The following is a 26,697-nucleotide window of genomic DNA, read 5'->3' as shown; positions in this document are numbered from 1 at the left end:
CCGTACTCAGGAGGGGAGCGACCCACCCCATGAGTATCAAGGCCGTCCTGACCGCCATCCTCACCGTGCTGGGAGTGCTCGTGCTGGCGGCCGTTGGCTCGCTCATCGTCCTCACCGGGTACCTGCATCAGGTGACTTCTCACCTCAGCTCCTCCATTGACGAGGTCCGTCTCGCGGAGGAACTGGAGGTGGAGCTGCTCACCCACTCCCGTCAGGCCGAGGTGCGGCTCTCCCCTGGCCTGGAGGCTCCGCCCGGGCCGCTCGCCGTCAGCGAAGCGCGGCTCCAAACGCTGCTCGCCGAGATGAGACCTCTGGCCGTCACGACCGAGGAGCGGGCGATGCTCCAGGAGATTGACGAGAAGGTGAGCGCCTACCTGGCCGCCCGTGAAGAGACCCAAGGAGTGGCTCCCACACAGGTGGCAGGCAAGGTGGCACCCCGGCTCGATGAAGCGCTGTCCCTTCTGGAGCAGCTCGTCGACTTCAACGTGCAGGAGGCCCGCGTAGCGCAGGCGAAGGCCAACCGCTGGGACGAGTGGGTCAGCGTCTGGGGCATCACGCTCGCGGTGCTGTTGCTCGCGGTGATGGCCGTGGTCCTCTTCTGGGTCCGGCGCTCCGTGCTCGTTCCGGTCATCCAGATCAGCCGCGCCATGCGCCGCTTCGGCTCGGGGCACAAGCGCACGCGAGCCCCCGAGACAGGGCCCGCGGAGCTGCGCGAGATGGCCCGCACCTTCAATGAGATGGCCTCCTCGCTCTCCCGGCAGCAGGAGGATCAGCTCACCTTCCTGGCCGGTGTGGCCCATGATCTGCGCAACCCGCTCTCCGCGTTGAAGATGTCCACTGCCCTCGCCGACCCGGGCCGGGCCGATGCCTCGCCCGAGCGTCTCCAGAAGATGCTCGCCCTGATGCGCCGGCAGGTGGCGCGCCTGGACCGCATGGTGGGGGACTTGCTCGACGCCACCCGCATCGAGGCGGGCAAGCTGGAGCTTCAGCTCGAGGAGCGCGATGCCCGCGAGCTGGCTCGCGGCGTGGTGGAGCTGTACCAGGCCACCGGGCCGAGCCATGAGCTCATCCTCTCCCTGCCCGACGCCCCGGTGCACCTGCGCTGCGATGGCGCCCGCATCGAGCAGGTGCTCAACAACCTCGTGAGCAACGCCTTGAAGTACTCACCCTCGGGTACGCGCGTGGAGGTCACCGTGCTGAGCGAGGGCGAGGAAGCCCTCTTCTGTGTCTCCGACCAGGGCATCGGCATCTCCGAGGACGAGCAGCGCCACCTCTTCGCTCCGTTCCAGCGCACCCACGGTGCACGCGCGCACGCGCAGGGCGCGGGCCTGGGGCTCTCCGTGGCCCGGCGCATCGTCGAGGCGCATGGAGGACGCATCGAGGTGGACAGCCATCCGGGCCAGGGCTCCATGTTCCAGGTCCGCCTGCCGCTCGTGCCCTCGGTTCAGCCCACGAGCACACTGCCGGCGTCTTCGCCCACGTGGACTCCGGACGGCGCGATGCATTGACTTGGCGTCCCTGAGCACGCGCTTCACACCCGCGCGGGGCCGGGGATCAGCAGACAGGGGGCTCTTCACCTGGGACACGGGGCAGCAGGCCGAGGGCCGCGCGCTCGGGAACCACCAGCACCGGCTTGGGACACCGGCACATCAGCTCTCCCGAGACGCTCCCGAGCAGCGTGCGCGCCAGCGAGCCTCGCGCCCTCGCGCCGACGATGACCAGCACCACATCCTCTTCCTCCGCCAACTCACTGAGCACGGCCGCGGGCTCTCCATGTGCCACCAGCGTGTTGGCTCCTGGGTGCCGGCTCTGGGTGTTGGCGCACGTCTCCTTGAGGAGTGCCTCGGCGTACTGTTCGCAGGCGCGCTCGAAGTCAGCGAACTCGGGAGCTTCGCCCGCCTCCTCGGCCACGCGCTCCGGCAGGACGTGGACGAAGGTCACCCGGCTGCTCATCCCGCTGGCGTACTCCAGCGCCGTCCGGGCGGCCTCCCGCGAGGCCTGTGTGCCATCCACTGCCACGAGGATTCTGCGCATTGCACCCTCCATGCCCCCTCTCTCACTCCATGAATCGTGCCAGGGCACCTCCCTCGGGCTTCAGGGCGCCAGGGCGCAGTGGCTGCGGTGACGCCTCCACGGGCCGCAATTTCTGCGCAGGCTCACCTGGGCGCCTACCCCGGACCCACGGGCCGCGCGGGCTCGCGCGGGTGCGTCTCTGGGAAGAACATCTTCACGTGGTAGGTGTCCTGCTCCAGGGTGGCGTGCACGGTGAGCCCGCTCTCGTGGAACACGTCCAGCATGGGCTTGTTCGTCGCCAGCACGTCCGCCTGGAAGCCCGGGAGCCCCCGCGCCGCGGCGGCCTCGCGGATGCGCCTCATCAGCAGCGTCCCCACGCCCTTGCCCTGCCAGTCGTCCCGCACCACGAAGGCCACGTCCGCCAGCCGCGTCGCCGGCTCCACGTCGTAGCGCACCACGCCGATGATCTCCTCGGTCCCCGGCACGCAGGCCACCAGCGCCATGTTCTGCTCGTAGTCCAGGTTCACCAGGTCCTGCATCTCCTCGTGCGGGTGCACCTTCTTGTAGCTCATGAAGCGCCGGTAGCAGCTGTCGTTGGACAGGCTGTACATCAGCTCCTGCAGCGCCCGCTCGTCGGTGATGCGCGCAGGGCGGATGACCAGCTCCGTGCCCGAGAGTGTCCGCTCGTGCTTCTCCTCCGTCCACGGGTAGCGCGCCCGGGGCACCACTTGATCCGGCAGCACGAACTTCCGCCCCTTGGCCACCGCCATCAGCTCGCCGCGAAAGTCCGGGTGGGCGATGTCGATGAGCGCCAGCGTCCGCTCGCGGATGTTCTTCCCCCACAGGTCCGCCACCCCGAACTCCGTCACCACGTAGTGCACGTCCCCGCGGCTCGTCACCACGCCCGTGCCCGGCTCCAGCGCCGCCTGGATGCGGCTGACCTTGCCGCCCTTGGCCGTGGAGGGCAGGGCGATGATGGGCTTGCCGCCCCGGCTGCGCCGCGCCCCGCGGATGAAGTCCACCTGCCCGCCGATGCCCGAGAAGAAGTTCCCACCCAGCGTGTCCGAGGCCACCTGGCCCGTCAGGTCCACCGCCAGCGCCCCGTTGATGGCGATCATCCGGTCATTGCGAGCGATGGTCCCCGGATCATTGGTGAAGTCACTTGGGCGCATCTCGATGGCCGGGTTCTCGTGGGCCCACGCGTAGAGCTCCTGGCTGCCCATGATGAAGGAGGTGACGAGCTTGCCCTGGAGCAGCGTCTTCTTCCGCCCGGTGATGACGCCCGCCTCCACCAGCCGCATCACCCCGTCCGAGAACATCTCCGTGTGCACGCCCAGGTCGTGGTGATTGCCCAGCTGCGCCATCACCGCGTCCGGAATCTTTCCAATGCCCGTTTGCAGCGTGGCCCCGTCAGGAATGAGCGCGGCGATGTGCTGGCCAATGCTCTGGGCCACCGCGTCCAGCGGCTCGGCCTCGCGCTCCAGCAGCGGCACGTCCACCGGCACCAGCTTGTGGAACCGGCTGACGGGGAAGAACGAGTCCCCGTGCGTGCGCGGCATGCGCGGGTTGACCTCGGCAATAATGAGCGTGGCCGAGTCCACCGCGCTGCGGACGATGTCCACCGACACGCCCAGGCTCACGTACCCGTGCGCGTCCGGCGGGCTCACCTGGATCATCGCCACGTCCACGCGGACCCGCCGGCTGCGGATCAGCTCGGGGATCTCCGACAGGAACACCGGCATGAAGTCCGCGCGCCCCTCCTGTACCGCCTTGCGCACGTTGGAGCCGATGAAGAAGGCGATGTGCCGGAAGCGATCCGAGTGCTCGGGCTCCACGTAAGGGGCCGGGCCCAGGGTCAGCAGGTGGACCACCTCGTTGTCAGCCAGGTGGGTGCCTTGCTCCACCATCGCCTTCACCAAGGTGACGGGCTCCGCGGCCCCCGAGCCGATGAGGATGCGCCGCCCCGGAGCCATGCTCCGGATGGCCTCCTCCGCCGTCACCACCTTGTCCGCGTACCGCGCTCTCCAGTCCAACACGTGCCGGAAACCTCCCATGAGAGTGCTCCCGTGTAGCAGCCTTCATTCCAGAGCCCTTTCAAGGGGGGAAGGCCCCCCCAGGCCCGCATGCTTTGCGCCTGACATCTGGCGCGGACGCAGTCCTTGCGCTGCTCCAGCGTCGTGAAGAGCGGCTCCCGAGGGAGAGCGGCCCCGGCACGCGCATTGCTCCAGGAGCGCTCACCCGGGAAGTCCGAGGGCCCGCAGGCGAAGACCCGCGGCCCGAGGAAAGGGGTAGGTCTCCGCGTGTCCACGGGGGTGGCACGCGGAGGCCGACTTTTCCCGTCAGGCGGAGGGGCGCGAGCTCAGGGGCTCGCTTCCCACGCCTCCGTCAGCTGTTCGCGCGTCCAGGCCAGCACCGGGCTCGCCTCCACCCGGTAGGGAGGAGAGATGGGCTCCAACTGCCGCAGCTCGGGAGGCAGCCGCTCCAGCTCGCGCCGCGCGTAGGCGCGGACCTCCGTGAGTGAAGGCGACGCTCCTTCCATCCGCTTGCCGCCCCGCATCACCGGGTGCAGCAGTGGGCGGCCCTTCAGCTGCTCTCCGTGACGGGCCAGCACGTCCCGGCGCGCCACGCCGTTCTCTTCCTCGCGGAACACCTGCTTGCGGCCCGGGAGGAGGGCCTTCGCGGTGGACAGCTTGATGCGATCCTTCCCCGCGTACGCCACCAGCTTGTAGACCATGTCCAGGCACGGCACGTCCGAGGACGTCCCGAGCGACGTCCCCACGCCGAAACAATCGATGGGCGCTTCCTCGGCCACCAGCCGCGCGATGGAGTCCTCGTCCAGGTTGCCGCTGGCAATGATGTTCACGCGCTGCAGCCCCGCCTCGTCCAGCATCTGCCGTGTCGCGCGCGACAGCGCCAGCATGTCTCCCGAATCCAGCCGCACTGCGCGCACGTGGAAGCCCTCTCCCAGCTCGCGTGCCAGACGGATGACGTGCTGAACGCCGCGCAGTGTGTCGTAGGTGTCTACCAGCAGGGTGCTGTCCGGGAAGTAGCGCGTGAAGGTGCGGAAGGCCTCCAGCTCGCCCTCATGGGCCTGCACGAAGCTGTGCGCCATGGTTCCCTTCACAGGGATGCCGTAGCGCTGCCCGGCCAGCATGTTGGAGGTGGCATCCAACCCCGCGATGAAGGCCGCGCGCGCCACCTTCAGCCCGGCGTCCATGCCATGGCTGCGCCGCAGGCAGAACTCCACCACCGGGCGCCCTGCCGCCGCACCGATGACCCGGGTGGCCTTGGAGGCCGCCAGCGTCTGCAGGTGGACCTGGTTGAGCAGGTACGTCTCCAACAGCTGGGCCTCGGGCAGCGGCGCGATGACCTCCAGGAGGGGTTCCTCGCCGAAGAGGGGCGTGCCCTCAGGGACGGCGCACACCTCGCCCGAGAAGCGGAAGCGCTCCAGGTAGCGCAGCAGCCGATCCGAGAAGAGCTGGAGCGAGGCCAGGTAGTCGAGCTGCGCGGGGGTGAAGCGCAGCGTCTCCAGGTAGCGCAGCGCATCCTCGAGCCCACAGGCCATCAGGAAGTTGCGTCGCGCGGGGAGGCGGCGGACGAAGAGGCTGAACACCGCTTCGTCGTGCATGTCCTCCTGGAGGTAGCCGTCCACCATGGTGAACTCGTACAAGTCGGTGAACAGCGCTGCGCTCTCATCCATGGTCCGCCTCATTCCCCACCTGCATCCTTCGCTCGCTGGCCGAGGCACCTCCCGCGCCCTCAACCGTTCGGGTTCTCCACTCCCCGCTACATGCGCACTTCCTCCGAGCTGCCCCAGGCCTCATGGAGCCAGCGCTCCAGCTCCGCGCGCGGCATGGCCCCGCTGCGCCGCGCCACCTCACGCCCGTGGGCGTAGAGGACAAAAGTAGGGATGCCCCTCACGCTCAGCCGCGAGGCGGCCTCCGGATGTTCTTCCGAGTTCAATTTCAGAACGATGAGCCGCCCCGCCTGCGACTGCCCCACTGCTTCCAACACGGGAGCCACCATCCGGCATGGCCCGCACCAGGGCGCCCATACGTCCACCAGCACGGGCACCGGCGACGAGGCCACCGCCCGCGCGAGCCCCTCTCCATCCACCGATTGGGGTTTTCCCGAAGTATCGAGCGCGCCGTGGCAGCGGCCACACGCGGGAAGTCCCGAGGGACGGGTGGCAGGGACACGGTTGAAAGCACCACAGGTAGGACAGCGGTACATGGGCAACCTCCGAGGCCTCTTTCCCCACAAGATAAAGCGGCCCACAGAAGACGCCCGTCTGCCCCCACCGGGAGTACAGGGGCTGACTCACGCAACTCCTTGGATTTTGGAACCGCGGAGGCGAATCTGGCGAGGGACGGCGGACCTGCACAGCCACTGGGTGCCTGGCCGCTCTCCAGCAGTGAGAGCATGCCCCTGCGGCGGATGGCGCACGGGGGGCTGGGCAACACCTTGAAACGGAGGGTCTCATGAAGGTGGCGGTCTTCGACACGCATCGCTACGACCGGGAGGCGCTGGAAGCGTCCAACGCCCGGTTTGGCCACGCGCTCGTGTTCTTCGAGCCGCGGCTCACCGCGCAGACGGCGCAGCTGGCCCAGGGCTTTCCGGGGGTGTGCTCGTTCGTCAATGACAAGGTGGACGCCGCGGCCCTGGAGGTGCTGGCCGCTGGCGGCACGCGCGTGGTGGCGCTGCGCTCGGCGGGCTACAACCACGTGGACCTCGTGGCCGCGGCGCGGCTGGGCATCCGGGTGGTGCGCGTTCCCGAGTACTCGCCCTATGCCGTGGCGGAGCATGCGGTGGCGCTGGTGCTGGCGCTCAACCGCCGCATCCATCAAGCGTATGCGCGGGTGCGCGACTGGAACTTCTCCCTGGACGGGCTGGTGGGCTTCGACCTGCACGGGAAGACGGTGGGGGTGGTGGGGACTGGGCGCATTGGCCGGGCGGCGGCGCGCATCTTCCGTGGCTTCGGCTGCCGGCTGCTGTGCTTCGACGTGGTGCCGGACCCGGAGGTGGAGCTCGAGCTGGGAGCCCAGTATGTGCCGCTGGACACCCTGTACCGCGACGCGGACATCATCACCCTGCACGTGCCGCTCACGCCGGGCACCCACCACCTGGTGAGCGCCGAGGCGCTGGGGAAGATGAAGCGTGGCGTCATGCTGATCAACACGGGCCGGGGCGCGCTCATCGACAGCCGGGCGCTCATCGAGGCCCTCAAGCGTGGCCACATGGGCGCCGCGGGGCTGGACGTCTACGAGGAAGAGGAGGGCATCTTCTTCCAGGACCTGAGCGGCAAGGTGCTCCAGGACGACGTGCTGGCGCGCTTGCTCACCTTCCCGAACGTGCTGGTCACCTCCCACCAGGCCTTCCTCACCCGGGAGGCGCTGGGCAACATCGCGGACACCACGCTGGGCAGCCTCCAGGCCTTCGAGCGGGGCGAGCCGCTCGCCCATGAGGTGAAGGCCGAACAAGTCCTACGGACACCCGCGCGATAGTCCTCTGGCGCGGGGCTTGAACAAGGTAGAAGAGGTTTCGTTCCACTGGCCCTTGGGCCCATCTTCGCGGAGGCACCATGCCTGTCGTCTGCGCCACCAACTTCTCCGATGCCGCCCGCCGCGCGTGTGATGCCGCCGCGCTGCTTGCCCGGAAGGCCGGTGTGCCGTTGTGGCTCGTCCACGTGCTGCCGCAGGACTCCGCGAGGGCCTTCGGTAAGCCGCTGATGGAGGCGGCCGAGGCGGCGCTGGCCGACGAGGCGAAGCGGATGCAGAAGCTCGGCGCCCAGGTGCAGCACACGGTGCTCACGGGCGAGCCGGCCGCGGCGGTGCAGGAGTTCGCCAAGAAGCAGGGCGCCACGATGGTGGTGACGGCGGCGCCGAGCCAGGAGACGCCCTTCCTGGGCCTGGGCGGCACGGTGGACCGGCTGGCGCAGACGGTGGAGGTGCCGCTGGTCGTCGCCCGGAACGTGGAGTCGCTGGAGGCGTGGGGGCGCGGGGAGCGGCCGCTCAAGGTGATGCTGGGGGTGGATCGCTCGCTGCCCTTCTCGGCGGCGCGCGACTGGGTGAAGGGGCTGCGCAAGCTGGGGCCCATCGAACTGGTGGGCGGCCGCGTCTTCTGGGCCCAGGAGGAGGCCGTGCGCCTGGGGCTGGAGAGCCCGCTGGGCTTCGCGGACGTGACGCCGGCGCTGCGCCAGGCTCTGGAGAAGGAAGCCGCGGTGCTGGTGGAGCCGCTGTCCGAGGGCGGCAAGCCCGTCCGGGTGCGCCTGGAGGTGGGCCTGGGCCGCATCGCGGACCACCTCGTCGCGCTGGCCGCGGAGGAGGGCGTGGACGTGCTGGTGGTGGGCTCGCACCACCGCAGGGCGCTCGGGAAGCTGTGGAGCGTGTCTCAGCACGCGCTGCGGCTGGCGAAGATGACGGTGGTGTGCGTGCCGTCTCGCGCGGCGGTGCAGGGAGCGGACGTGGAGCTGCCTCAGGTGCGCACGGTGCTGGTGACCACGGACTTCTCCGAGCTGGGAGACCGGGCCATCGCCCAAGCGTGCGCGCTGGCGCCTCAGGGCGGCACGGTGCACCTGCTGCATGTCGCCCCGCCGCAGACGGGCCCGGAGCAGCTGAGCGCGCTCCGGAAGCAGCTCGAGGAGCGAGTGCCTCGCGCGGCGGTGCAGGGGGGGCGGAAGGTGGAACTGGAGGTGACGGCCGGGAGCGACGTGGCGGGTGTCATCGCCCAAGCCGCCGAGCGCCACGGCGCGGACCTCATCTGCATGGCCACTCACGGCCGCACGGGGATGATGCGGGCGGTGATGGGCTCGGTGGCCCAGGCGGTGATGACGCGCTGCGATCGGCCCGTGGTGCTGGTGCGCAACCCCGCGTCTTGAGCCGCCGGCTCAGCCCCAGCGGACGGAGCCTGGCCCCTCTGCGGGGTGGCTTCGGCTACGCTGGGCCTCCGAGCGGCAGACCGCCGCTCCCACTCGGGAGCCTCGACATGACCTTGCCTGCTGCTTCAGCGAATGCCGGTGCACCGAGCACCGAGTCCGGCGAGCCGCTCTGGGGCGCTCGGATGGGCTGGCTCGTGGGCACTGATGCCGCAGGGCTCCCGCTGGTGGACTTCCCGGGCAACCGGGCCGGACCGCTCGTGGCCCGGAGGACAGTGCCACTTCAGCCCGAGGTGCTCCAGGGCGCGGCCAGTACCCGCCCGGGTGTGGTGTTGATGTTCGAGAATGGGGATGCGCGCCTGCCGCTGATCGTCGGGCTCGTGCAGGGCAGCCCCACGCCGATGCTGGATGCGATGCTCTCCGAGCCTCAGCCCCAGCCGCCCTCCGAGCCCCCCATGGAAGCCCATGTGGACGGCAAGCGCGTCACCATCGAAGGCGCGGACGAGATCGTCCTGAAGTGCGGAGAGGCGAGCATCACCCTGCGCCGCAACGGCAAGCTCATCCTCCGGGGCACCTACGTCGAGACGCACGCCAGCGGCGTCAATCGCATCAAAGGTGGCAGCGTTCAGGTCAACTGACTCAGCGCGTGCGCCCCTTGCGGCGGGTCCGGAGCGCCTCGGCCTGCCGTGGGTTCAGCATGGATAGGTAGGCCAGCTTGCCGTCGATGCGCGCGGAGTTCTCCGCGTCCGCAGGCCGCGAGGCCTCCTGGTGGATCATCGCGCGCATCTTCCGGCGTTCCTTGCGAGACAGGCCGAGCACCTGGTTCACCGTCACCCCCGTCACCGTCTGCCGCCCGCCCCGGCGCTGCAGCCGCGTCTTGGGTGCGTTCACCTGGAAGCCCTCCTCCGCGATGATCTTTCCCGCCAGCGCGCGCAGCTTCTCCGCGGTCTTCTGCTCCGGGCCCGAGAAGCTCAGGTCATCCGCGTAGCGCGAGTATGTGAAGCCGTGCTTGCGCGCCAGCCCCGCGAGCCGCCGGTCCATCCTCAGCACCACCGCGTTGCACAGCCCTGGGCTCGTCGGTGCTCCCTGCACGCAGACGCGCGGGCCTATCGGGACAAAGAACACCTGACCGTCCACCTCCACGGGCTGGCGCTCGGACTCCGTCATCAGCACGGCCAGCGTGGCCGCCACCGGATAGCCGTAGCCCAGTGCGATGAGCAGCCCTCGCACCCGTGCGTAGCTCACCGAGGGGAAGAAGTCCTTCAGGTCCACGCGGAGCACCACCGCCTTGCCGACGTGCCCCTCTGCCCCCGTGCGCACCGAGCGCCCCTTCACGAAGCCGTGCGCGAGAGGGCTCACCGGCAGCTTCTCCACCAGCAGCGAGAGCAGCTTGCGCTGCACCGCCTTCAGCCCCTTCTTTGGCGCGTGGATGAGCCGCTGCCCTCCCGAGCGCTTCGGCAGCGCGAAGGTGACGTAGTGGCTCACCCGGTCTCGCTGCCGGTGCACTGAGAAGTGCCGCAGCTGCCGCACCGTGATTCCCAGCGCCGTGGCCACGTCCTGCTCGCTTCTCCACACGGGCAGCCCGTAACGCTCCAGCTGGGCCTCGTCTGGGAGCAGGTCGCGCAGGTTCCGGTTGCGCGTGCGCAGGGTGCCCGAGAAGAGGCGGTTGGCCTCCTCCGCGGACATCACCTTCTTGCGCTTCTCCCAGTGGCTCTTCCGAGGCGGCTTGGGCAGCAGCCGCGGGTCCCGCTTCACGAGCCGCCGATGCTTCTCCTTCAGCGGCCCCTTCAGCACCACCTCCTCGGTGACGACATCCACCGGCCGGCCCGAGGCGTCCACCGGCCCTCCGTTCGCCGAGGACAGGCGCGTCACCTGGCGCGTGCGCGGCCCCTGGCCAAACACCGTCTTCACCCAGGTGAGCAGCTTTGGGAAGAGGCTCATGGTGCTCCGAAGGGGACCGGGCGGGGACGACTTGCGAGGCCCTGGACTCGGGGATCCCAGCGTTGCGTACGCTGGGACCGTGGCGATGTGATGGGGACAAGAAGCCGCCGCGGCGAAACACCGCGGCACGAACGGCTCGTCTGCGAGGCCCGGACCCCCTCGGGAGCGTCAGCGGTTATCGTCATCGTCCCCGTCCTCGTCAAGCGCCGCCTCATCGGACTCGCTGCCGTTCTCCTGTGCCTCGGGCTCCTCCGGGCTATGGGCCAGGACGGGATTCTGCAAGGACTCCTTGTCCACCGGCCGAGATGTGGCCTGGTCCTGCCTCTGGGGCTTCGCCACCGACATCAGCGCGAGCAGGTGCACGCACGGGCCCTGGTTCAGCAGGTGCTCCTGGAAGAACTCGCAGCCGCAGCGGCCGAAGATGAGCCGGTCCTCGTCGTTGAGCACCACCTCCACGCTCCCCTGCGTCGCCACCCTTCCCGACACCACCCAGTCGCGCAGCACCACCTCGCGGTAGAGGACTCCATCGGGCCCCTTCAGGCGCTTCTTCTTCCGCGTCTCGCGCGCCTCGGAGCTCTGGATCGTCACCTGGCCTCGGGCGACCATCTTCTCGGCCTCCTCGCGCCTCGGGTCCGGCGGGTAGACCCGCTCCAGGTCCACCGGCTTCGAGAACAGCTCCCGGTGGCGGAACTCGCGGCGCTCCACGTCGAAGATGGCTCGGCCCTCCGAGCACAGCGAGGCCAGCGCTCGGGACACCGCCGGCCGCTCCGCTCCGAGCAGGGTGCTCGCCTCCTCGACGCTCAGGGCGTACTTCTCTCGCAGCAGCCCGAGTACCCGCTCCGTCAGGCCCTCTCCTTTAATAGGAGGCACCAGCAGGTCGAGCCCGCCCGTCCCCGTCCACTGGTTCGATGTCCACCCGGACAGTCCGAGCAGGAACGTCACTCCCGGCAGCTTCACCGCATAGAAGGAGGGGAGCGCCCGGCCCTTGAGGTACACGTCCACGTTGTCCGCGTAGGGCAGCAGCGGATCCAACAGCTGCAGCCTCCGCCGGCCCCACGTGCGGATCGTGCGCTTCTCTGCATAGGTGTGGCTGGCGCCTTTCAGGGGGATGCGCTCCTCCCAGGGCTCTAGCAGCAGCGCCGCATCCTCGCCGGGCTCCATTTCATAGCGCAGCGCGCGCGGTGACATCTTCGCCTTGGTGAAGCGCAGGAAGCGCAGCGCCGCCAGCAGATCCACCGGCCGCACTGTCAGCTTCGTCCCCGGCAGTGCCATGGCGCCCTGCAGCTGGAGGAAGCCGCGCACCCACGGGTCCGGGATGTCCACCTTCTGCTCGAAGCGGCCCCCGGCACCTGCTGTCGTCACCTCGAAGCCCTCGGGTCCCACGCGGAAGAACGTCTCCCGGCTCGAGCGCATCTCCGCCAGCGCCGCCCACAGCCACGCGGTGAAGTCCACGTTCGTGGTGCCGCACCGCACCTCCCCCGAGGGCTCGAAGAGCGCCCGGTCCGCCACTACCAGCCCGTAGGTGCTCTGGTCCTGGCTGAACGCCTCGAAGAAGACCCGGTCCGGGTGGATGGTGATGACCGGGTCCAGGAAGAAGCTCGCGTACTCGCCCGCGCTCATCCACTCGTCCTGGCGCCAGATGACGGAGCCGAGCGCCTGGAGCGCCAGCCGCAGCGAGAGCAGGTGCTCCTTCACCCGCGCGTGGAAGCGCACAGGACGGTGCTGATCCGCGGCCAGCCCCAGCAGGGCCCGCTCCCGCGTGGACTCGAAGACACTGGGCGTCGCGTAGTTGAGGGCCAGCATCGTCATGGCGTGGCCTCCCCATAGATGCGCGGGCGCTCCGACGGCCCTCGCAGCGAGGGCCAGTGGTGCAGCACCTCCGCCATCAGCCCCACGAGCTGCTCCTTGGGATAGCGCCGGTCCGGCAGGGTCAGGGTCTCCTTCATCCGCGCCAGCAGCCGCCGCGCAGCGGCTTCATCCGCCAGGGCCGCGTTCCGCACCGCCGCGAAGGCCATCATCCGCGTGCGCCGGTGCAGTGGCCGCAGCAGCGTGGCCTGGAGCAGATCCACATTCTGGGCTGCCAGCGTGCGTGCCCGCGAGTCGTCACGCCCGAGCACTCGGAAGGCCAGCGCCTGCACGTGGATCTGCGGCGACTCCAGCAGGTCCCGCACCGACTGACTGTCCGAGAGGTAGAAGTCCGTGGAGCGCTCGAAGAGCAGCCGCGCGAGCCGGTTGGACTTCAGCAACACGTCATAGGTGTAGGACATCGAGTACGCCGGCATCATCGACAGGGCGTTGGAGGCCCGGCGGGCGAAGGTGCCATCCTTCTCCGGGAGCGCCTCGAAGTACTGGCTGAGGGCGTCCACCGTCTGCTGCCACTGGGACTGCGGCCGGGCCACGTGCAGGGGCTGCAGCGCGGAGCGGCTCGCCAGGTAGTCGATGAGCAGCTCGTCCTGGCGCTCGAGGACGCGCGCCGAGAGCTTCGGATAGCCCTGGTGCCACCACGCCGAGGCGTGCATCCGGTAAGGCCCGCGCATCAGGTCCGGGAAGCGCTCGTAGAGCGCGACGGCCACCGCGTCCTCTAAAGGATGCACCTGGGCGATGGAGAAGCCCGGCCCGTTGTACTCGCTGCCCACGCCCGCGAGCAGCAGCAGATGATGGCGCACGTCCGCCTCGGGGCTCTGGCGATCCGCCACGAGCCGTTGCACCTCCGCGTTCCACGTCTCGGGGGTGGCGCTGGTGCGCAGCAGCGTGGCCCAGACATCGAGCCAGCCCTTGCGGCGTGACAGCTCCAGCAGCGGGACCAGCCCCTTCGCGTCTGCTTGGCCGCCCCAGAAGCGCCAGCGGGGGAAGATGGAGCGGGCGTGCTTCAAGAGATAGGGCACCACGTCTCGGCCACGCGCCTGGGCCAGCGCGAGGAAGGTGGCGGCCATCTGCTTCGGGTCGACGCGGAAGCCGTGCGGGTGCCGCAGCTCCAGCTCCTCGACGAGCGCCGCGGGCTCCTCCACGGCCCGGCAGAGGGCGAGCGCGTCCGCGTGCCACACCTTGAGCGGCACCAGCCGTTGGTAGAGCGGGAAGTACAGCTCCAGGTCCTTGGCTTCCTCTGTGTGCTCCAGCAGCGTGGTCCAGTGGCGCTTCGGATCTTCTCGTTGGAACGCCCACTCGCTCGGCAGGTGGCGGAGGATGAACGTGCGGGCACCCGCTGGGTTCAGCTCCCAGAGTGCAGTGGCGGTGGGCTCGTCGAGCGAGTAGGCGGCCACGTCCATCTTCGTGAGCGCGGTGTTGAACGCCGCACGGCCCTGGGCGGAGCGGGCGCGGGCGAGCAGCTCCTGGCGCCACTGCTCCTCCACCTTCTTCCAGTCGACCTGCTGCCGCAGCTTCCACAGGTAGAGCTTGCGGAACAACTCCACGTCGTCGCGGCGATCGGCCTCGTCCAGCCAGGGCTGGAGCTTCGCGGTCACCTCGGGCTTCTTCCAAGCCTCGAAGGCCTTGCCCTTCGCGTCGAGCGACCACGGTGAGAGCTGGTTGAGGAGGAAGGGCCGGAACAGCACCCGGCTGCGCTGGGCGAGCTCCGGACCCCACAGCCAGGAGAACTCGCGGAACCAGGGCTTGAGCGCCAGGGCCTCCAGGGCCTCCCGCAGCGCCTCGTCCCCGAGTCCCTGGGAGAGCACCTCACGCACTGCGGCATCCATCTCCCGCACCTCGCGCAGGAAGCGCTCCTTTGGGGTCTCCGCCATAGAGGGGGACTCTTTAGCCCGGTTGCCTGCCTACTCCCAAGCCCGCGAGAACATTGAGGAAGGGGGGCGGGAAGCCCTGGCCGGAAGCTGATAGGGAGCGCTCGCGGAAAAAAGTGCGGAGGCCGGTGACAGTTCCTCCCGGCACCGGTGTTCCAGGCGGCTGAAAGAGGAGGCGCAAGTCCGGTGGCAATCGACGTGGAGGCCTACTATCGCCGTTATGGGCCTCAGGTGCTCCGGCGCTGCCGCTTCCTCCTCCGAGACGAGGAGAAGGCCGTGGATGCCATGCACGACGTGTTCGTGCAGCTGTTGCGCTACCAGGGCGGACTGAAGAACTCAGCGCCCTCCAGCCTGCTGCACCAGATTGCCACGCGGGTGTGCCTCAACCGGCTGCGCGGCGCCCGCCGCCGTCCCGAGGACAAGGACGACGAGCTGGTGCTGCGCATCGCCGCCGCCGAGGACACCGAGGCCCGCACTGCCGCTCGGGGGCTGTTGGATCGGCTCTTTGGCCGGGTGCCCGCGTCGAGCCGGGACATCGCCGTGCTGCACCTGGTGGATGGAATGACGCTGGAGGAGACAGCCCGCGAGGTGGGCCTGTCCGTGTCCGGGGTGCGCAAGCGCCTGCGGGCGCTCTCTTCCGCGCTGCAAGAGCTGGAGGCCGCATGACTTCGCCAAGCCGTACCCCGGACTGGTTGCTGGAGCGCATCGCCCTGGGCGAGCTGCCTCCGGAGGAGCTGGCCGCCGCTCGCGCCCGGCTGGCCCAGGAGCCTGATGGCGAGGCCCGCCTCGCCGCGCTCGAGGCCGACAGCCGCGCCACCCTGGAGAAGCTGCCGCCCGCCACCGTGGCTCGCGAGGTGGAGCTGCGCTCGGCCGCCGCTCGCCGGCTGGAGGTGGCCCGGGAGCAGACGCGCCCTTTGCGCCGCTGGGCTCCGGCGCTCGCGCTGGTGCCTGCGCTGGCCGTCGTGGCGCTCTTCGTGGTGGTCCGCCCGGTAGAGCCTCCCGTGGGAGACAGGGTGGACGGGCTCGAAGTGACGCGCGCCAAGGGCCTGCTGCCGCAGCTTCTCGTCCACCGCCAAGGCGCCGCCGAGCCGGAGCGCCTCACCGATGGAGCCGCCGCCGCCGCGGGTGATGTGGTGCAGCTCTCCTATATCGCCGCGGGCCACGCGTACGGGATCATCCTCTCGGTGGACGGGCGCGGCACGGTGACGGTGCACGTGCCGGAGACGGGCGCGCAGTCCGTGGCGCTCGCGGCCTCGGGGACCCACGCGCTGCCCCGGGCCTACGAGCTGGACGATGCGCCTGCTTTCGAGCGCTTCCTTTTCATTACTTCGGACATCCCCTTCGCATTGGATCCAGTGCTGGCCGCGGCCCGTGCGCTGGCGGGCTCGGCGGACGTGCGCACCGCGCCGCTGGCACTGCCGGAGGGCTTCACGCAGGTGTCCTTCACGCTGGAGAAGGTCTCGCCATGACTCGACTGTTCGTGCTGATGACGCTGTTGGTGGCGGGGCTGGCTTCCGCGGAGGCTCCCGTCCCGGTGCGCCGGCTGGCGCTGCTGGTGGGGGTGAATGACGGCGGGCCGGGGCGCGACAAGCTCCGCTATGCCACCACGGACGCGCAGGCCTTCGCCAAGGTGCTGGGCGAGCTGGGCGGGGTGGCGCCGTCGGACCGGGTGCTGCTGCTGGACACGGGCCGCGCGGGGCTGCTGGAGGGCTTCTCGAAGATGAAGGCGCTGACGGAGTCGGCGCGGGCCTCGGGGGCGAACCGGGTGGAGGTGCTCCTCTATTACTCGGGTCACTCGGACGACGAGGGCCTGCTGCTCCAGGGCGAGCGCGTGGACTACGGCGAGCTGCGCCGGGCGCTGAGCGGGCTGCCGGCGGACGTGCGCATTGCGGTGCTGGACTCGTGTGCGTCGGGGGCGTTCGCGCGGCGCAAGGGCGGCACCTCGCGGCCGGCGTTCCTGGTGGATACGGGCAGCCAGGTGAAGGGGCAGGCCATCCTCACCTCGTCGAGCGAGGACGAGGCCTCGCAGGAGTCGGACCGGCTGGGCGGCTCGTTCTTCACGCACCACCTGGTGTCGGGGCTGCGGGGTGCGGCGGACGTGACGCGGGACGGGCGGGTGACGCTGAACGAGGCCTACCAGTTCGCCTTCCACGAGACGCTGGCGCGCACCGAGCGCACGCAGCGCGGTGCGCAGCACCCGGCCTATGACATCGAGCTGGCAGGCACGGGGGATCTGGTGATGACGGATCTCCGGGCGACGACGGCGGGGCTGGTGCTGACGGAGACGCTGGAGGGCCGCTTCTTCGTCCGGGACGAGGCGGGGGTGCTGGTGGTGGAGCTGATGAAGCTGCCGGGGCGCCCGACGGAGCTGGGGCTGGCGCCGGGCAACTACACGGTGCGGCGCGAGCTGGACGGCGGCGTGTCCGAGGCGGCCTTCGTGCTGGCCGACGGCAAGCGCACGCCGCTGGCGCCGGGGAGCTTCACCTCGGTGCTGCGCGAGGCGACGGTGTCGCGCGGGGGGGCGGAGCCGGTGCTGGAGGCGAGGGCGGGTGTGAGCGCGGCGGAGGTGGGGGCGAGCGCGGGGACTCGGAAGGTGGTGCCCTTCAATCTGGGCTTGCTGCCGGGGGTGAGCGTGAACGCGGCGGCTGCGGGGGGAGGGCCGGTGGAGAACCGTGCGGCGGTGGGCGTGATGAACGACGGCACGGCGCTGGTGGGCGGACTGGCGCTGGGGCTGGTGTCCAACATGTATGAGGAGGAGGTTCGCGGCGTCGCGATGGCGGTGGCGGTGAACACGGCGGGCGGGCCGGTGCGAGGCGGGCAGCTGGCCACGGCGCTGAACGTGGCGGGCGAGGACCTGAACGGCGTGCAGATGACTGCGGGCGTGAACGTGGCGGGAGGGAGCGTGCGGGTGGGGCAGTTCGCGGCGGGGCTGAACGTGGCGGGGGGCGCGGTGTCCGGGGCGCAGATGTCCGGGGGGCTGAACGTGGCGGGGGGCGCGGTGCGGGGCATGCAGGCGACGGCAGGGGTGAACGTGGCGCGGGCGGCGTTCAGTGGCTTCCAGGGCTCGGCGGGGGTGAACTGGGTGGGCGGGGCGATGACGGGCTTTCAGGCGACAGCGGGCTTCAACCGGGCGGAGAGCGTTGCGGGCGTTCAGATGGCGGTGCTGAACGTGAGCGGGGACGTGACAGGGGCGCAGGTGGGGTTGATCAACGTGGGCAAGGTGGTGACGGGGGCGCAGGTGGGGCTGCTCAACGTGGCCGAGGAGGTGCGGGGCGTGCCGCTGGGGCTGCTGACCTTCGAGGAGAAGGGGCAGCGGCACCTGGAGGTGTACTCGAGCGACGTGCAGCTGACGAACCTGGCGGTGAAGTTCGGCGGGCGGTACGTGTACACGGCGCTGCTGGCGGGCATCGGCCCGGATGACCGGCTGGACCGGTACAGCCTGGGGTTGGGGTTCGGGGTGCACATTCCGCTGATGCCCCGGCTCTGGCTGGACCTGGACTTGGCGGGGAGCACGGTGCACGCGGTGAAGCGGCCGTTCCGCGGGGAGAACCTGCTGGCGCAGACGCGGGCGATGTTCGGCTTCCAGGTGGCGAAGCACTTCGCGGTGTTCGGCGGGCCCACGTACAACGCCTACTTCGCATTCAACCCGGAGGACGCGCGCAAGGTGACGACGCTGCCGGTGCGCACGCACCAGTTCGACGAGGAGAACTCGATGCAGTACTGGCCGGGAGTGCAGCTCGGCGTGCGGCTCTGAGCCGGACTACTTGCGGCGGCGTGCGACGAAGAGCGTGTGGCGCGTGCCCCGGCCTTTGCCGGCGCGCACCTGGTGGGTCTCGGCGCTGAAGCCCACCTGCGCGAGCCGGGAGGTGAAGCGCTCATCGGGGCCCGCGCTCCAGACCACGAGCACGCCCTTGGGAGCGAGGGCGGAGTGGGCGGTGGTGAGCCCCGGCTCGTCGTAGAGGCTCGCATTGGAAGCGCGCGTGAGCGCGGCGGGCCCATTGTCCACATCGAGCAGAATGGCGTTCCAGGGTGCACCGCTGCGCATGACGCGCCGGACGTCCGCAACTTCCACACGGGCGCGAGGGTCCTCCAGCGGGCGGCCCGCGAGGGGCGCCAGAGGCCCTCGGTTCCATTCGACGATGGCCGCGGCCAGCTCGGCGACGACGACCTCAGCGCTTGGGCCCAAGGCATCCAGAGTGGCGCGCAGCGTGTAGCCCAGCCCCAGGCCTCCGATGAGGACACGGGGATTCGGAACGCCACCGAGAGCCGCGGAGGCCAGCCGGGCCATCTCCTCTTCGGAGCCGTGGACGCGGGAGGACATGAGCTCCTGTCCGCGCACGCGGATCACGAACTCGCCATCGCGGTGGTGCAGCACGAACTCGCCGCCGTCAGGGGCAGGCGCTTGGGCGAGGATTTCCCAGGGCTTCATGATGCGGTGTTATCGATGATCTCTAGGAGTTGCGAAAAGTTGGAGAGACGGTGGGTATATGGGGCGCGCTTGGAGATATCTCCGTCCAGGATGCTCGCCGCATGGCGCTTGGTGATGGCGGGAGCCGAGATGATCTCCAGCCGCTCCCGGTACTCCAAGGAGACGTAGGTGCCGTACTCGGCCCAACAATCCAGCGCGCCGACCTCTCTTGCGACGGCCACATCCTTCTTGAGCGCATCTCCCACGACGAGAGTTTCGCTCGGCGGCACACCCATTTCCTCGCAGATGCGCCGCAACCCGAGAGGATTGGGTTTCTCATACTCTCGTGGCAGCTCGACGACCCTGCAGGCCGCTCGATATTTGCCCTGCTGATCGTTTTGCTCGATGCGCTTGGCGATCTTTTTCCCGCCATCCTCCGTCTGGGGGAAGAGGAATCCCGGCAGGCAATAGATGGCATCCAAATACTGATCAAAGCCGAGCATCTTGGCCCTGAGTTCCACGGGGTTTCGCGGTGCGTCCGTCAGAGCCACAACGGGGAGGCCGCGCTGCTTCAGCGTCTGAAGTGTCTCCATGACGCCGGGGAAGGGCTGGAGGTACTTTTGACGCGCGTCCTTGAAGGCGATCCGGGCCGGTTCGATGATCAGCTTGTCGAAGGAGCCGAACTCGGGGAACGCCTCAAAGATCTCCGACTCCTGGAGCACGAAGGGATATTCGTTGGATTCGTACTTGGCGTAGACCTTCTTGAGCGTCTGCACGATCTTGATACGTGGCCATCCCGTGGAACGCTCAACGGAACTGACGAGCGCTTCCACGGCGGGGACGATGTAGTCGATCCACGAGTACAGCGTGCCGTCCATGTCTGTGACGACCAAGCGAATCATTCGAGGTGCTCCGAGAAGGGACGCTGACTATCTACGCCTCTCGAGCGCACACGCAATGCGTTAGGCATGCGTCACGGGGTGACGCAGGGGACTCCAAAGTGGACGCTGAGCGGTACCTGTCCTCTCGCCGCTCCCGCTCGCCCACAAGGGCTCCACACCGTGAACCGCCGAACTTTGCAGTCCGTACCCTGAGTAGGCCCTGAAACTTTTTCAGACCTCCAGGGCCTGCGGAGAGGCAAAGCCCAGTGTTTCCCGCTGAATCCATGTTGGCCTTGCCGTTGCAATCCTCACCGCTCGACCACCCCGCACGATGAGAGGGTGAGAAGAGGTGCGCCATGGAGACAACACTGTCCTTCACCGATGCAATGGCTGGGATTTCGGATGAGCTCTACGCGCAGGCCATGGCCCGCATGTCGGACAAGCGCTGCCAGCTGCTGGGCGTCCCGGGGCTCCACGCCAACGCCCGCACGAGCATGGCCTTCGAGGTGAAGCTGGGGCCTGGTGGTCTCGCCAACCTCTCGGTGAAGCGCTACTGCTCCGGCTTCACCCTGGACTGCAGCGCGTGGATCGAGGCCCCCGTGCCGGGCACGCTCATCGCCGGCCACATCCACTCCAGCGACGGCGGCGGCGCCGAGTTCACCGAGCTGCAGCCGGGCCAGCGCGTGCGGTTCACGCTGAAGACGAACCTGTGGGCCCGCACCACGCTGTCGCTGCACCTGCGCACCACGCCGGCCCTCCCCGAGGGCACGGTCCTCAAGGTGTGCATGGACATCAACTACTGAGCTACCGCGAGGGCACCACACGCGGCGGGCACTTCCACCGCGTGTGGGCCGCTTCGCTTACGAAGCCGGAGCCGGAGCCGGAGCCGGAGCCGGCTCTTCCCGCGCAGCGTCCTCGGGGGGCTTCTCGCTCGGACGCTCGGCGGCGGCCTTCGGAGCGCCTTCGCCCCCACTGGCGGCCGCGGGCTTCTCGCCGTGGCCCTTCTTGTTGGCGGCCTGCTTGGCAGCCTCGCGGGCCTTCTGTGCCACCTTGGGCGTGGGCGCGAGCACCATGAACATCAGGCGCCCCTCCATGCGCGGCGGCTGCTCCACCACCGCGATGTCCTTCAGGTCCTGGACGACGTCATCCAGGATGGCGCTGCCCTGGTTCTTGTAGGTGATTTCGCGGCCGCGGAACTGGATGACGACCTTCGCCTTGTTCCCGTCCTCGATGAAGCGGCGCATGTTGCGCACCTTGAACTCGTAGTCGTGCTCCTCCGTCTTCGGACGGAGCTTCACTTCCTTGAGCTGCACGGTGACCTGTGCGCGACGGGACTCGGCGGCCTTCTTCTTCTCTTCGTACTTGAACTTGCCGTAGTCCATGATCTTACAGACCGGTGGACTGGCCATGGGGCTGATCTCGACCAGGTCGAGCCCCTCGCTCCGGGCCCGCTCCAGCGCCGCCTCGAGCGGCATGACGCCAAGCTGCGAGCCGTCAGACCCCACCACCCGGAGCTCTCGGGCGCGGATACGGCGGTTGGTTCTCTGGTCGCGGCTGCCGCCGCGGCTGCTTCTCTGATCGCGAATGATGTGACGCCTCCTTGGAAAGGGACATGAGGCCCGCCCCGTGAAGATGGGACAGGCCCGCTCGGGACGACAGGGGGCCCAACTGGGATGTGCGGCAGCCCGCCCTCCTCGCGTTCCGAGCCTGACAGGAGCCTTCCGCGTAGGGAAGGGTCTCCAAGTGCTCGCTCGCTCGGTTGGAGGGGGAGCCCGCCCTACACTCTCCCAGACCGGGGACGGCAAGGCCAGTCATAACGCCCTGCCCGCGTACTCGCAGGGCGACCCACTGTTTAGAAGAGGGCGGGGCAATCCAAGGCGATACGCTCGCCCGTTCGCGGGTGGAGGAAGGCCAGGGCCTCGGCGTGAAGCAGGAGGCGCGGCCCGTCCTGGCCATACAGGGGGTCTCCGACGATGGGGGCACCCAGGCCCAGGGGGTGTGCGGCGTGGATGCGGAGCTGGTGCGGGCGGCCGGTGCGTGGGAAGAGGGCCACGCGGGTCCTCGTGCCGGTGCGCTGCGTCACATGCCACTCGGTGACGGCATGCTTGCCGTGGACCGGATCCACGCTGCCGGCCCGGAGGTGCAACTCGATGAGGCCTTGGTCGCCGGTGACAGCGCCTTCAAGCCACGCGGTGTAGCGCTTGTCGGCCTCTCGCCGGGCAAACTGGCGCTGGAGCGCCGCGTGGGTCTCTGGGTCCTTCGCGGCGAGCAGCAGCCCGGACACTTCGAGATCGAGCGGGTGCACGATGAGCGGCCCGGAGGCTTCCGGGTAGCGCCGCCGGAGCCGGACGAGCACCGAGTCGCGCTGCGAATCGTGCCGGCCGGGCACCGAGAGGAGGCCACAGGGCTTGTTCACGACGAGCACCCACGCATCCTCATAGACGGGCTTCGGCTCATCCTCCGCGATGGGCTCCGGGCCGAGGCGCGGCGCGGGCTCCACGTTCAACCCTTCGAGCATGAAGGGGAGGACCTGTCCGCACTTGCTCTGACATGCCGGGTAGAACTTGCCCGCGCGACGGTCTCCCGTGAGGGGCGGAGCACCCCACCAGAACTCGGCGAGCGCGAGCGGCTTCAAGTGGTGGCGGTAGGCGAAGGCGAGGAGCTTGGGCGCGGCGCAGTCACCCGCTCCGCCCGGAGGCGGCTCGGGAGCGAACAGCGCGCCCACTGGCGTCTGCGCTCCGCGCGCGTTCGGAATCACATAGGCCTGCGCCATCTGCTGCCAGAGCTGCCGGGAGCGCTCGGCGCGCAGGTGCTCGAGCTCGGCGCGGCGGGCGTCGAGGGCTCGCAGCGCGGAGACCACGTGCTCGCGCTCCTGGTGGTGGGCCGTGTCCAGCCGTCGGCGCTCCAGGTCATCCGCGCGGCTCTCCTGCCCGAGCGCGTGGAGGGCCGCGCGCCGCTCTGCTTCTCCGGCGGCGCTGTCCGCCAGGCGCTGCCGTGCTTCGTGCCGGAGCCGGCGCTGGGCTTCGTGGCGGGCCTTCAGCTCGGCGGCCGCGGCAGAGTGGCGCGTGGTCAGCTCGGCGAGGCTTGCGCGAAGGGCAGTGGGCTCGGGGCCCTCGAGCAGCTCGGTATGGCGGATGTCGAGCGCGCGCAGCTCGGCCTCGCCCGCGGGCCAGAAGGCGTCACGCACGGCCGGATCAAAGAGCGGCGGAGCGAACCCTTCGACATGCCAGCGGTCTCCGAGCATCCCCGAGAACGCGCGCAGGTAGCCAATGCGGCCATCCGGCGCCTCGACGACCAGGACCCCGAACATCTTGCCGCGGCCCGGCTCGTCGAGGCCGGAGAGCGCCACCCCGCCCGGGAGAGCGCCATGGCGCAAGCGCCGCTGCAGCTCCTCGGCGGCGCGGTGGGCCAGAGGGTGGGGCGGGTCAGGAGAGAACGGGCTCGCGAGTCGCGCTGGCAGCTCGGAGCGGGCCGGCTGCGGATCGAGGTACGTGACGCTGTCGGGGAGGGAGGCCGCGCTCACGGGAGCCGCTCAGTACATCCGGCCCATGGGCCGGTCGGGCTTCGGGGGAAACTGGTAGTTGAAGCCCACGGAGAACCAGCTTCCGGCGCCTTCGTAGGAGCCGACATCCTCCACATCGCCCCGGCCGGTGAGCAGCCGGTACTCGAAGCGCAGACCCCAGGCTTCAGAGAGGTACCAGGTGGCTCCCGCGGTGACGCCGATGGACTGCGTGAAGTTCTCCAACGCTTTGCCGCCATCGAAGTACGAGGCCACGAGCATCGGCCCAATCAGAAATCCCGCCGAAGGGACGAGTCCGTGGGACCCGATGTCGAACTTGTGCTGGAAGCGCAGGCCGAAGAGCGCTCCGTAGGTGACGGCGTTGAGCCCCGGCTTGCCGGTGAGCGCCATGCGCTCATAGGTGGCGAAGAGATCGAGTCCCACTTCGAACCAGTTGATCGGCGAGTACGCGAAGCTTCCCGTCAGCAGGGGCCCCCCCATGGCGCCTCGGGAGCGCTTCAAGCCCCGGTTGTCCGGGTCCAGGTAGTACATATCGAAGAAGCGGCCGTTGGGCGCATACCTCCAGCCGGTCATGAGCGAGAAGCGGCTGGTGCCTTCGAGCTCGTCTCGAGGCTTCTCCTCGGTCTCATACCCGTCGTCTTCAGCGGGGGCCGCGGCGGCGGGAGTGGCCGCGAGCACCACGAGGAGGAGCAAGAGGCTGCGGGACATCAGAAGACCTTTCGTCGCAGTTCGCCGCCCAAGAGGTGCATGGCGTGGGCCAGCCCCCGTGGATGTCGGTTTTAAGAGCACCGAGAGGGAGGGCAAGGGGCAATTTGCGTCACTTCGCGCGCGAAAATTGTCACTGCGCTCGGGAGCTCACTCGCCGCGGAGGGGCTGGTTGCGCGGATCCATCAGCACCGTGAGCACGGGCCGGGAGTGTGCCAGCGAGGGTGCGAAGAGGGTGAGCTGCTGGGGATCGGCGAACACCGCGGAGAAGTCCTCGGGGGTCAGCGCACGCACCAGCCGGGCCGCGAACGTGTCGCGCAACAGGCGGACATAATAGTCCACATCATAGTCCCGGGGGTCGTTCGGCTCAGGGTCCTCGGAGGACGGGAGCAGCCCGGCCTGGCCTCCCACCGCTCGGTAGACGCGAACAGAGTCACCGGGAGTCCACCGGGTGCGGCCGCTCGCGAGCATGGCCTCGTAGGGGAGCTCGCGCCTGCGCTCGCGGAGGGCGAGGTACTGCTCTGGGCTCTTCGTCAGCTTGACCTGGGCTGTCACCTCGAAGGTGGTGAGGGCCCTGCGGCGCAGCGCCGTGACGGTGGAGACATAGGCCTCGCGCACGCCCGGGAGATCCCCCGCGAGGAGGCAGCTCAGCGCGCGGCGCAGGAAGTTCTCGCCGAACGGCTCTGCCCGGCTGGAGCGGAAGGCCACACCGCGGAGGATGAGCGGGCCCTCCTTATAAGACTGCAGGACGTAGTTCTTCGGCTCGTGCGAGAGCATCGCGGCATAGCGCCCGTCGAACTCGAGGCGCACCTTGGGAGGCAGCAGCGCGGCGACCTCGGAGACCACGCGGCGCTCATCGGTCTCGGTCCAGCCGTCCGGCACGGAGAAGTAGACGCCATCCGTGTCGGCCTCCAGCAGCGTGACGCCGCGCTGGGCCAGCTCGTCGCACAGGAGCCCCAGCACTTCGCGCCCGCGCCGCGTCACCTCGTTGGCGGCGTGCACGTCCGAGAAGCGCGTGAGGCCCCCCGCGCCCAAGTAGCCGTAGGCCGAGTTGACGACGATCTTCATCGCCGCGGAGAGCGCCTCGTGGCTGTGGCGCTCGGGTGAGCCGGGGGGCGAGGCCTTGGCCTGGGCTTTGGCCGCCAGCCGCTGCTCCACGAGCCGATCCACCAGGGCGAGCAGCACGCCGAGCCGGTCCCGCTTCGGGCCAATCTGGTACTGGCGCATCAGCGAGGGGTACAGGCTCGCGACGTCGGCCTTCACGATGTGGCGCGCCACGCCCGTGGCGAACAGGTGGAGCCCCGCGCCGCTGTGGGGCGTGCCGTCGCCGCCTTCGTGGGCGGGCAGCGCGGCTCCCGAGTGGAGATAGGCTCGCACCAGCAGCGGGTCGATGACACCGGTGGCTGGACCGGCGTCCGCGAGGCGCTCGTAGCGGCGCGGGGCCATGCGGGCGAGCGCGAAGGCCGCGCCTCCCATCATGCGCGCGAGGCCGGCAGCCTCCGTCACGTCGTCGCGGGCGTAGCGGCGCACGCGCTCGGGGTCTTTGCGGAAGAACTCATGCACGCGGGCGCCCGGGATGTGCTCGCGATCCGGCCCCGCGATGCCCAGGTGCCGCGCGACGGCCTTGAGCCCGTGGCCGGGTAGGTCTCGAGCCGCGAAGTCGTGCCGCAGGACGGCGTCCATGGTGTCGATCAGCTCGCGCCCGGGCACGGTGTAGCGCACGTGGCGCATGGCGTCGCGGTGGCGCGCCTGGGCAGTCCGCTCCAGCGAGGCGCCTCGGGAGGCGGGACGCTGCCGCAGACCGGGTGAGCCGGTGCGCCCCAGCGCGAGCGGTACGTTGAGCGCCTGCGCGCGGCGGGCGAGGAACGGCAGATCGAAGCCGTGCAGGTTGTGGTTCTCGATGACGTCTGGGTCGAAGGCACGCACGCGCTCCACCAGACGGTGGAGGAGGTCGGCCTCGGCGGCGTCATCGTCGCCGTGAGCTTCGAGTGTCTCCGCCCGGCCTTGAGGGTCTCTCAGCGCCACGAGGAAGATCCGATCCCGTGTGGGGTCCAGGCCCGTGGTCTCGAGATCGAATTGCGTGCGGTGCAGCTCGTCGAAGTCCAGCTCCCGGAAGTACGTGCGCCCCGAGGCGATGAGGTACTGCTCCTCGGGAGGCAGCGAGAGCACCGTGTCGGCGCCCAGCTCGCGCACGTGCCCGATGGAGCGCCCGAGGCGCCGCGAGGCCCCGTGCAGCACGGCTGCGGTCAGCGCGCGTCCGTCATCCGCTCGCACCAGGTAGCGAAGCGCACCAGGGCCCTCCAGCTCCTGCCAGGTCACTGCTTGTGGACCGGGGGCTTCCTGCTCGGGGCGGAGGCGCTCGCCCAGATGCGAGAGGTCTTCCAGCGAGGCGAGGAGCAGCCACGGACGGAAGCGCGGCTCCTCGCGGATGAGCTCGCCTGCCTTGGGGACACGCCGCCAGACGAAGGCTCGGCCATCGGGCTCGGCCCAGACGGAGACGATGCCGGGCGTAGGGTCCCAGCCCCACAGCCATTCGTCCTCCAAAGTGCGAGTCATCGGGGCAGTTCCAGTGGCACGCGAATGCGAGGGGAAGGAGCAGGAGCGACGGTCCCATATCGTCG

General features: G+C 69.7%; 21 protein-coding genes. 8 read left to right on the top strand and 13 right to left on the bottom strand.

Annotated features, from left to right (window positions below; translation table 11 throughout):
• Positions 1–29: 29 nt before the first annotated feature.
• Complete coding sequence (locus tag DB31_RS27290) at positions 30–1,508, top strand: HAMP domain-containing sensor histidine kinase (protein ID WP_044192864.1); 1,479 nt, start codon at positions 30–32, stop codon at positions 1,506–1,508.
• 46 nt (positions 1,509–1,554) lie between these two features.
• On the opposite strand, the gene DB31_RS27285 is transcribed toward DB31_RS27290, so the two are convergent.
• The 4 genes from DB31_RS27285 to trxA all read right to left on the bottom strand — a co-directional run bounded on the left by DB31_RS27285 (position 1,555) and on the right by trxA (position 6,246).
• Positions 1,555–2,034, bottom strand: a complete 480-nt coding sequence (locus DB31_RS27285; RefSeq protein WP_044192861.1) for a universal stress protein — start codon at positions 2,032–2,034, stop codon at positions 1,555–1,557.
• Positions 2,035–2,168: 134 nt separating this feature from the next.
• Positions 2,169–4,049, bottom strand: a complete 1,881-nt coding sequence (locus DB31_RS27280; protein ID WP_240486910.1) for a GNAT family N-acetyltransferase — start codon at positions 4,047–4,049, stop codon at positions 2,169–2,171.
• Positions 4,050–4,372: 323 nt separating this feature from the next.
• Entirely contained in the window at positions 4,373–5,713 is a 1,341-nt protein-coding gene (locus DB31_RS27275; protein WP_044192856.1) for a nicotinate phosphoribosyltransferase, read from the bottom strand.
• A gap of 86 nt (positions 5,714–5,799) precedes the next feature.
• Positions 5,800–6,246, bottom strand: a complete 447-nt coding sequence (gene trxA / locus DB31_RS27270; protein ID WP_157232201.1) for a thioredoxin — start codon at positions 6,244–6,246, stop codon at positions 5,800–5,802.
• Between the two features lie 248 nt (positions 6,247–6,494).
• Between trxA and DB31_RS27265 the strand changes: the two genes are divergently transcribed.
• The 3 genes from DB31_RS27265 to DB31_RS27255 all read left to right on the top strand — a co-directional run bounded on the left by DB31_RS27265 (position 6,495) and on the right by DB31_RS27255 (position 9,525).
• Positions 6,495–7,517 carry a 2-hydroxyacid dehydrogenase gene (locus DB31_RS27265; RefSeq protein WP_044192851.1) on the top strand — a complete coding sequence of 341 codons (1,023 nt, stop codon included), beginning with the start codon at positions 6,495–6,497 and terminating at the stop codon, positions 7,515–7,517.
• 77 nt (positions 7,518–7,594) lie between these two features.
• Positions 7,595–8,890 (top strand): universal stress protein, encoded by a 1,296-nt coding sequence (locus DB31_RS27260; protein WP_044192849.1) that lies wholly within the window; start codon positions 7,595–7,597, stop codon positions 8,888–8,890.
• A gap of 107 nt (positions 8,891–8,997) precedes the next feature.
• Positions 8,998–9,525: a DUF6484 domain-containing protein gene (locus DB31_RS27255; protein WP_044192846.1), complete on the top strand. Its 528-nt coding sequence runs from the start codon at positions 8,998–9,000 to the stop codon at positions 9,523–9,525.
• Between the two features lies 1 nt (position 9,526).
• On the opposite strand, the gene DB31_RS27250 is transcribed toward DB31_RS27255, so the two are convergent.
• The 3 genes from DB31_RS27250 to DB31_RS27240 form a co-directional block, all read right to left on the bottom strand.
• Positions 9,527–10,828: a reverse transcriptase family protein gene (locus DB31_RS27250; RefSeq protein ID WP_044192845.1), complete on the bottom strand. Its 1,302-nt coding sequence runs from the start codon at positions 10,826–10,828 to the stop codon at positions 9,527–9,529.
• A gap of 168 nt (positions 10,829–10,996) precedes the next feature.
• On the bottom strand, positions 10,997–12,637 hold the full coding sequence (locus DB31_RS27245; RefSeq protein ID WP_044192844.1) for an SWIM zinc finger family protein: 1,641 nt from the start codon (positions 12,635–12,637) through the stop codon (positions 10,997–10,999).
• Positions 12,634–14,565, bottom strand: coding sequence for a hypothetical protein (locus tag DB31_RS27240; protein ID WP_044192842.1), 1,932 nt, complete (start codon positions 14,563–14,565; stop codon positions 12,634–12,636). Before DB31_RS27240 ends, DB31_RS27245 begins: the two co-directional genes overlap by 4 nt.
• A gap of 183 nt (positions 14,566–14,748) precedes the next feature.
• Here DB31_RS27240 and DB31_RS27235 point away from each other — a divergent pair, with 183 nt between their 5' ends.
• The 3 genes from DB31_RS27235 to DB31_RS51320 are packed head-to-tail and all read left to right on the top strand — an operon-like array spanning position 14,749 to position 18,316.
• Positions 14,749–15,228: an RNA polymerase sigma factor gene (locus DB31_RS27235; protein WP_044192841.1), complete on the top strand. Its 480-nt coding sequence runs from the start codon at positions 14,749–14,751 to the stop codon at positions 15,226–15,228.
• Positions 15,225–16,031: a hypothetical protein gene (locus DB31_RS27230; RefSeq protein WP_044192840.1), complete on the top strand. Its 807-nt coding sequence runs from the start codon at positions 15,225–15,227 to the stop codon at positions 16,029–16,031. The genes DB31_RS27235 and DB31_RS27230 overlap by 4 nt, the downstream gene beginning before the upstream one ends.
• A complete protein-coding gene (locus DB31_RS51320; protein ID WP_044192837.1) occupies positions 16,028–18,316 on the top strand; it encodes a caspase family protein in 2,289 nt (762 codons plus the stop codon). Before DB31_RS27230 ends, DB31_RS51320 begins: the two co-directional genes overlap by 4 nt.
• A 6-nt stretch (positions 18,317–18,322) precedes the next feature.
• Here DB31_RS51320 and DB31_RS27220 read toward each other — a convergent pair whose 3' ends face one another.
• Together DB31_RS27220 and DB31_RS27215 are read right to left on the bottom strand one after the other, a co-directional pair.
• A complete protein-coding gene (locus DB31_RS27220; RefSeq protein WP_044192834.1) occupies positions 18,323–18,991 on the bottom strand; it encodes a spermidine synthase in 669 nt (222 codons plus the stop codon).
• Entirely contained in the window at positions 18,988–19,872 is an 885-nt protein-coding gene (locus DB31_RS27215) for an HAD family hydrolase (RefSeq protein ID WP_044192832.1), read from the bottom strand. Before DB31_RS27215 ends, DB31_RS27220 begins: the two co-directional genes overlap by 4 nt.
• 335 nt (positions 19,873–20,207) lie before the next feature.
• On the opposite strand from DB31_RS27215, the gene DB31_RS27210 reads away from it, so the two are divergent.
• The gene (locus DB31_RS27210) at positions 20,208–20,654 is read left to right on the top strand and encodes a sortase family protein (RefSeq protein WP_044192830.1); all 447 of its coding nucleotides are present in this window, start codon (positions 20,208–20,210) and stop codon (positions 20,652–20,654) included.
• 57 nt (positions 20,655–20,711) lie between these two features.
• On the opposite strand, the gene infC is transcribed toward DB31_RS27210, so the two are convergent.
• The 4 genes from infC to DB31_RS27190 form a co-directional block, all read right to left on the bottom strand.
• Complete coding sequence (infC, locus tag DB31_RS27205; RefSeq protein ID WP_075306230.1) at positions 20,712–21,440, bottom strand: translation initiation factor IF-3; 729 nt, start codon at positions 21,438–21,440, stop codon at positions 20,712–20,714.
• 263 nt (positions 21,441–21,703) lie between these two features.
• The gene (locus DB31_RS27200; RefSeq protein ID WP_240486920.1) at positions 21,704–23,161 is read right to left on the bottom strand and encodes an RluA family pseudouridine synthase; all 1,458 of its coding nucleotides are present in this window, start codon (positions 23,159–23,161) and stop codon (positions 21,704–21,706) included.
• Positions 23,162–23,383: 222 nt separating this feature from the next.
• Positions 23,384–24,079, bottom strand: coding sequence for a hypothetical protein (locus DB31_RS27195; protein ID WP_044192825.1), 696 nt, complete (start codon positions 24,077–24,079; stop codon positions 23,384–23,386).
• 147 nt (positions 24,080–24,226) lie between these two features.
• Positions 24,227–26,632 (bottom strand): ribonuclease H-like domain-containing protein, encoded by a 2,406-nt coding sequence (locus DB31_RS27190; RefSeq protein ID WP_044192824.1) that lies wholly within the window; start codon positions 26,630–26,632, stop codon positions 24,227–24,229.
• Between the last annotated feature and the right edge of the window lie 65 nt (positions 26,633–26,697).

Source organism: Hyalangium minutum (assembly GCF_000737315.1).
In the GTDB taxonomy this organism is placed as follows: domain Bacteria; phylum Myxococcota; class Myxococcia; order Myxococcales; family Myxococcaceae; genus Hyalangium; species Hyalangium minutum.
The sequence above is the reverse complement of the archived record's forward strand: the minus strand, read 5'-3'. Positions and strand labels throughout refer to the sequence as shown.